This window comes from Brevibacterium sp. (assembly GCF_022712115.1).
GTDB classification, from domain to species: Bacteria; Actinomycetota; Actinomycetes; order Actinomycetales; family Brevibacteriaceae; genus Brevibacterium; species Brevibacterium salitolerans.
In genome coordinates this window covers 1-5614 of sequence record NZ_JALAHB010000195.1, presented here as the reverse complement: position 1 = coordinate 5614, position 5614 = coordinate 1, and the positions used below count along the sequence as shown (strand labels likewise).

The 5614-nt window shown below is 72.3% G+C and carries 5 protein-coding genes and 1 pseudogene; 4 read left to right on the top strand and 2 right to left on the bottom strand.

Annotation, left to right across the window (positions count from 1 at the left end; genetic code table 11):
* The 3 genes and pseudogenes from Q0A33_RS11075 to Q0A33_RS11065 form a co-directional block, all read left to right on the top strand.
* Window positions 1–949 (top strand): annotated as a pseudogene (locus Q0A33_RS11075) (hypothetical protein); the annotation flags it as partial.
* 90 nt (window positions 950–1039) lie between these two features.
* Window positions 1040–2026: a tetratricopeptide repeat protein gene (locus tag Q0A33_RS11070; RefSeq protein ID WP_291796336.1), complete on the top strand. Its 987-nt coding sequence runs from the start codon at window positions 1040–1042 to the stop codon at window positions 2024–2026.
* A gap of 10 nt (window positions 2027–2036) precedes the next feature.
* A complete protein-coding gene (locus Q0A33_RS11065) occupies window positions 2037–3818 on the top strand; it encodes a hypothetical protein (RefSeq protein WP_291796333.1) in 1782 nt (593 codons plus the stop codon).
* A gap of 42 nt (window positions 3819–3860) precedes the next feature.
* Here Q0A33_RS11065 and Q0A33_RS11060 read toward each other — a convergent pair whose 3' ends face one another.
* Complete coding sequence (locus Q0A33_RS11060) at window positions 3861–4352, bottom strand: hypothetical protein (protein WP_291796339.1); 492 nt, start codon at window positions 4350–4352, stop codon at window positions 3861–3863.
* 22 nt (window positions 4353–4374) lie between these two features.
* Window positions 4375–4725, bottom strand: coding sequence for a hypothetical protein (locus Q0A33_RS11055; protein ID WP_291796330.1), 351 nt, complete (start codon window positions 4723–4725; stop codon window positions 4375–4377).
* A 118-nt stretch (window positions 4726–4843) separates the two neighbouring features.
* On the opposite strand from Q0A33_RS11055, the gene Q0A33_RS11050 reads away from it, so the two are divergent.
* The coding region (locus Q0A33_RS11050; RefSeq protein ID WP_291796327.1) for an aminotransferase class V-fold PLP-dependent enzyme at window positions 4844–5614 on the top strand (771 nt) is incomplete at its 3' end.

Here is a 5614-nt window from a genome sequence, read left to right as displayed (position 1 = left end):
CTGTGCTCCCGAGGAGCTGCCCGTGGCAGAGCCCGCGCCCTCTCCCACCACCCCCGCGGCCGCCGTCACGGACGCCCAGCTCACGGAGATCCTCTCCCGGATCTCCGAGGAGGTCTCCGCCGCGGACGAGAAGCTGGACGAGAAGAAGCTGTCCGCACGCGCCTCGGGCCCGTTCCTCGCCCAGCGCGAGGCCGCCTATGAGGTGAAGGACAAGGCCGGGGACAAGGCCAGCCTGCCGCCGGCGGTGGCGACGGACGAGGTGCTGGTCAACCACACCTCGGCGACGGACCAGTGGCCGCGCGTCACCAGCGCGGTCACCCGTGACGCCGAGTCCGGCACCACCCAGCTCCTGGTCCTCGCGCAGAAGGACGCGCGCGCCGACTACACCGTGTGGTCGCAGACCGCGCTGCAGCCGGGCACGGAGCTGCCCGAGGTCCCGGACGCCCGCGCCGGAGCGGAGCTCCTCCCCCCTGAGCAGGACGGTCTGCGCCTGGCGCCGGAGAAGGTGGCCGAGGCGTACGCGGACGTGCTGGGCAAGGGCGAGGAGTCCGAGTCCGCGAAGACATTCACGGAGGACGCCTTCCGCAAGCAGGTGGCAGACAACCAGAAGAAGCAGCGTGACGCCCTTGAGGAGGGCGGCGCGAAGATCGACTTCGAGTACACCGGCAGCACGGACGAGCTGACGGCCATGGCCACGGCGGACGGCGGCGCCATCGTCACCGGTGTGATCGGCACCAAGACGACCATCACGCCGGACAGCACGGAGTCGACCACCGGATCGCTCACGCTGCCGTCGCCGGCGAAGGAGGTCACCGGTGAGGAGAAGACCTCGAAGAAGCTCGAGCAGGCCACCGAGCTCGTCATGACCTGGGTGGTCCCGTCGGGTGAGGACGATCCCATCACCATGGTGGGCATGAACGAGGTCTACACCGGGGCCAAGCTGGTCTGAGGCGCCCGCCTCCGCGCTCGCAGACCCTCGCCCCACAGGCAGCAGAGCTGCACACGACAGAGAACGCAGAGTTCGCAAGGAGTGAGACACGTGAGCCAGACTCCCGGATCCCTGGGACCGGATCCGCACGCACAGCAGGACGGAGCCGCACCGCAGGGGCTCGATCTCTCCGCCGTCCGCGGCCGCCCGCCGGAGGCTGGGCAGCCCGGAGCCGCCGCAGCCCAGGGCGGCCCTGCCGGCGGCGCGCTGCCGGACAACGCCGTCGAGGTCCCCGGCCTGGTGTTCGACGTCGACGAGGCGCAGTTCGAGGCCCTCGTCCAGCTCTCCGCCCAGGTCCCCGTGGTCATCGACCTCTGGGCCGAGTGGTGCGGACCCTGCAAGCAGCTGTCCCCCGTGCTCGAACGCGTCGTCGAGTCGTACGAGGGACGCGTGGTCCTCGCGAAGATCGACGTCGACGCGAACCCGCGCATCCAGCAGGCGTTCGGCGTGCAGTCCATCCCGACCGTCGTCGCGCTGCTGGCCGGTCAGCCCGCTCCGCTGTTCCAGGGTGCGCAGCCGGAGGCGCAGGTGAGGCAGGTCCTCGACCAGGTCGTCACGGTCGCCGCTCAGCAGGGCATGAACAGGATCGCGGTGCCTGCCGGGGGAGCGGCTCCGGCAGAGGACCCCGGCCCGGCCCACCCCGAGGCCCTGGCGGCAGTGGAGGCCGGTGACCTCGCCCGTGCGGAGGAGCTCTACCGGGCGGCACTCGCAGAGGCGCCCGCGGACGAGGACGCCAAGCTGGGCCTCGCCCGCGTCGAGCTCCTCAAGCGCACCGGGGACACCGATCCCGCCGCGGCCGTCGCCGCTGCGGACGCGGACCCGAGCAGCATCGACGCCGCGCTCGCCGCGGCGGACGCTCAGCTGGCGGCCGGGGACGCGGAGGCCGCGTTCTCCCGTCTGCTGGCACTCCTGCCGGGAGCCGCGGCGGAGGACAAGGAGCGCCTGCGCGTACGGCTGCTCGACCTGTTCGAGATCGTGGGTCCCCAGGATCCCCGCGTCGTGAAGGCGCGCGGTCGTCTCATGCGCGCGCTGTTCTGAGGCGAGTGCGATGATCCGATTGGCGATGGGCATAGTCTGCGCGCTGTGCGGACTGGGTCTGGCCGGCCTCTCCTTCTCCGCGCTGTCCGTGGTGGGCACGGAGAAGGAGACGACGACCAAGGCGTTCTCCGCCGGTGACGGGGCGTACGCGCTCGTCCTCGACGAGGCGATCGTGCCCTTCGAGCACACGGAGGCCACGCTCACCGTCACCTCGGATCAGGAGCTGTTCCTCGGGGCGGCCAACGGCGTCGACGTGGACGACTACCTCACGGGCGTGGCCCATGAGGAGATCACGGACGTCGACTTCCCCAAGACCGCCCATCACCGGCTCATCGCCGGCGAGCCGCAGCCGGAGGCCCCGGCACCGGAGCGTGACTGGTGGACGGCGGAGGACACCGGCACCACGGTGAGCCGGTCCTTCGACCTCGACGCCGAGCCGCAGGTCATCGTCGTCACGCCCGCGGAGCCCGCGGGCACTCTCGAGGGCGCGCAGGTCACCCTGTCGATGAAGGTGGGCGAGGTGCTGGGCATGGCGCTGCTGGGCTTCGCCGGAGCCGCGGCGTTCCTGGGTCTGGCCGCCTTCGTCTTCCTCCGCATGTGGGTGAGCCGCTTCCGCCCGAGGCCCAAGCGCGTGAACGGTGCAGGCCCGTCCGGCGTACTAAGGCGCCGGCGCGCGGAGTCCGCGGGAGCGGCGAGGCGCGGGCCCGGGAGCGAGGCGGGAACGGACAGCGGGAACGGCGATGGCCTCGGCGACAGCACTCGACGCTCACGGAGACGCGGCGGCGCGGCACCGGCTGGCGGCGTGAGCACGCTGCGGGGCCGCTCCCGCCGGTCCGTGAGAGCGCTCGCGGGCCTGAGCGCGGGGGCGCTCGTGCTCAGCGGCTGCGGTACGGACTTCCCGCAGCCCACACGCCCGGAGCTCACCCCCTACGAGCGCCCGGCGCTGGAGCCCGGTCAGGCGGGCCCCTTCCTCGCTTCCTACTCCGAGCGCCTGGACGAGGCGCTGCGTGGGGAGCCGGAGGCGCTCGAGGCCGTGCAGACCGGGCCGCTCCTCGAACGCACGCGGGCGGAGATGCTCATGGCCGAGCACAGCGACTCGACCCTGGGCGCGGCCTCCTACGCCGATGTGCGCGCAGGCGGTCCGATGTTCGAGTCCTACCCGCTGTGGTTCATGGCCTTCGCCACGCCGCGCGACGAGGACATCGACGACGCCGAGGCCATGCTCGTGACCCGGGACTCCGCAGCCGGCGAATGGACGGTCGCGCAGTCCGTCTTCGTGCCGCAGGAGTCCGTGCCCACCGTGCTCGCCGATGAGCGCGGAGCGGTCGAGGAGGCGCCGCCGGAGCATGAGGAGGCGGCGGCCCGGGTGGTGGACGGCGCCGTCTCCTACCTCACGGACGGGAAGGCGCCGGAGGGAGGTCCGGACTACGCCGCGGCGGGCTTCAAGGACTTCCGGGACTACGTGGGCGGCCTGGGCGCGGAGGACACTGGATTCGAGGATCTCGAGGTCGAGTGCTCGCCGTACGACGGCATGCCGCTGAGCGACTACGCACTGGCGACCGAGGGCGGGGGAGTGAGCTTCGCGGAGGTCCGCTGTCAGATCACGGTCAACGTGCCGGAGGACTACTTCGTGGACCTCGGCGACGAGATCGAGGCCGTCATGACGACCGACGACGAGGGCTCCACCATCCGGATCGACATCAGCCAGCCCATGCTCGTCACGACGGAGGGCGCGAGCGCCGAGGTCGCCTCGCCGGGCTGGTACATGCTGGCCAGCGCCACCTCGGACTGAGCGCGCTCGGATTCGGTGCGTGGCCGGCCGCTCCCGGCCGGGTCACTCCGAGCGCGCTGCGGACCCGGCGGCCACGGTGCGCTGCACGCGGTAGAGCCACCAGAGGCCGATGAAGGGCAGTATGAGGGGGACGAAGCCGTAGCCCACGCCGAACATGGACCACACGCTGGGGTGGTCGAAGTACTCGGCATGGGTGAGGCTGAGTGTGCCGACCACCAGCACGCCCACCGCCTCGAAGACGCAGGCGGCGACGGCGATGTGGTGCGAGGTGCGGCTGCCGATCACCAGGCAGACCGTCGCGAGGATGTACACCGCCGCGGAGAGCGCGGACAGCGTGTAGGCGAACGGGGCCTCGGGGAACTTCTGCGGCAGCAGCTGGTAGGTGGCGCGGCCGGCGGCCGCGAACGCGAGGATGCCGTAGACGGCTGTGAGGACGCGGCCCGGACCGGTGTGGGTGGCGGCGTAGGGCGACCGCGCGCGGCGCAGGGCCCGCTTCTCCTCCCGCGCCGCGGCGCGGGCCTGCCTGGTGCTCAGCTGCTGCACGTGCGCACTCCTCCTAGATCCAGATCTGGTCCATGCGGACCACCATGACCGCCACCGTGACCCCTGCGGCTGCGAGGACGGCGGGTCCCCACCGTGAGAGCTCCGCATACGCCCAGCCGCCGGCCAGCGGGACGACCACGATGGCGGTGAGCAGGTAGCCGAAGAACAGGATGCCGTCCGTCTCCGGGGAGTCGCCCCAGAGGACGATGGACACCACGGCCTGGGCCAGCAGCAGGAGCAGGATCAGTGCGGTGCCGATGAGGGTCCAGCGGCCCGCTGCGCGGTTGCGCGCGGCCAGCACCAGCGACACGACGGCGAGGAGCAGTGCGCAGCCCACCAGGGTGTACGTCAGCAAGGGAATCACCCGGACATTCTACGGGACCTGGCACTGCCGCCGGGCGGGCACCGGGTGCCGCCACGGCGCGTCCGCGAGCGGTTCCGTCCTGGGCACGGCGGCGGGGAGCTCTAGTAGAATCGCGCCGGTGCGAGCATATTTCGACCACGCCGCCACCTCGCCCATGCCGGAGCATGTGCTCAACACCTATGTCCGGGAGCTGCGCGAGTGCGGCAACCCCTCCTCCCTCCACGCTGAGGGCCAGGAGGCGCGGATGCGCATGGAGTCCGCCCGGGCACGTCTGGCCGCGGCCGTGGGTGCGCAGCCCGCGGAGGTCGTCTTCACCGCCGGCGGCACGGAGGCGGACAACCTGGCGCTGCAGGGCCTCCACGCCGCTCGCAACCGCGAGGCGGTGCGTCCGCGGATCCTGGTCTCCGGCATCGAGCACCACGCGGTACTCGAGACCGCCGAGCACATGGAGTGCGGGGTTCCGGAGTCCCAGCGCGCGGAACTCGTGGTGCTGCCGGTGGACCGCACCGGCTTCCTCGACCTCGCCGCTGCCGAGGCCGCACTCGCGGAAGCTCCCGAACGGACCAGCCTCGGCTCCGTCATGCTCGCGAACAACGAGGTGGGCACGGTGCAGCCCGTCCATGAGCTCGTCCGGCTGGCACACGCCCACGGGATCCCGGTGCACACCGACGCCGTCCAGGCGGTCGGTCAGGTGCCGCTGGACTTCGCCGCCCTGGGCGTCGATGCGATGAGCCTCTCCGCGCACAAGGTGGGCGGGCCGGTGGGGACGGGCGCGCTCGTGCTCGCGCGAGGGCTCAGCCCCGTGCCCGTGCTCCACGGCGGGGGACAGGAGCGCGGCGTGCGCTCGGGGACGCTCGACGCCCCCGCGCTCCGCGCGTTCGGCGGCGCG

Coding starts and splice junctions, on each gene's coding strand:
- Q0A33_RS11065 (WP_291796333.1), top strand. CDS start 2,037: ATGATCCGATTGGCGATGGGCATAGTCTGCGCGCTGTGCGGACTGGGT.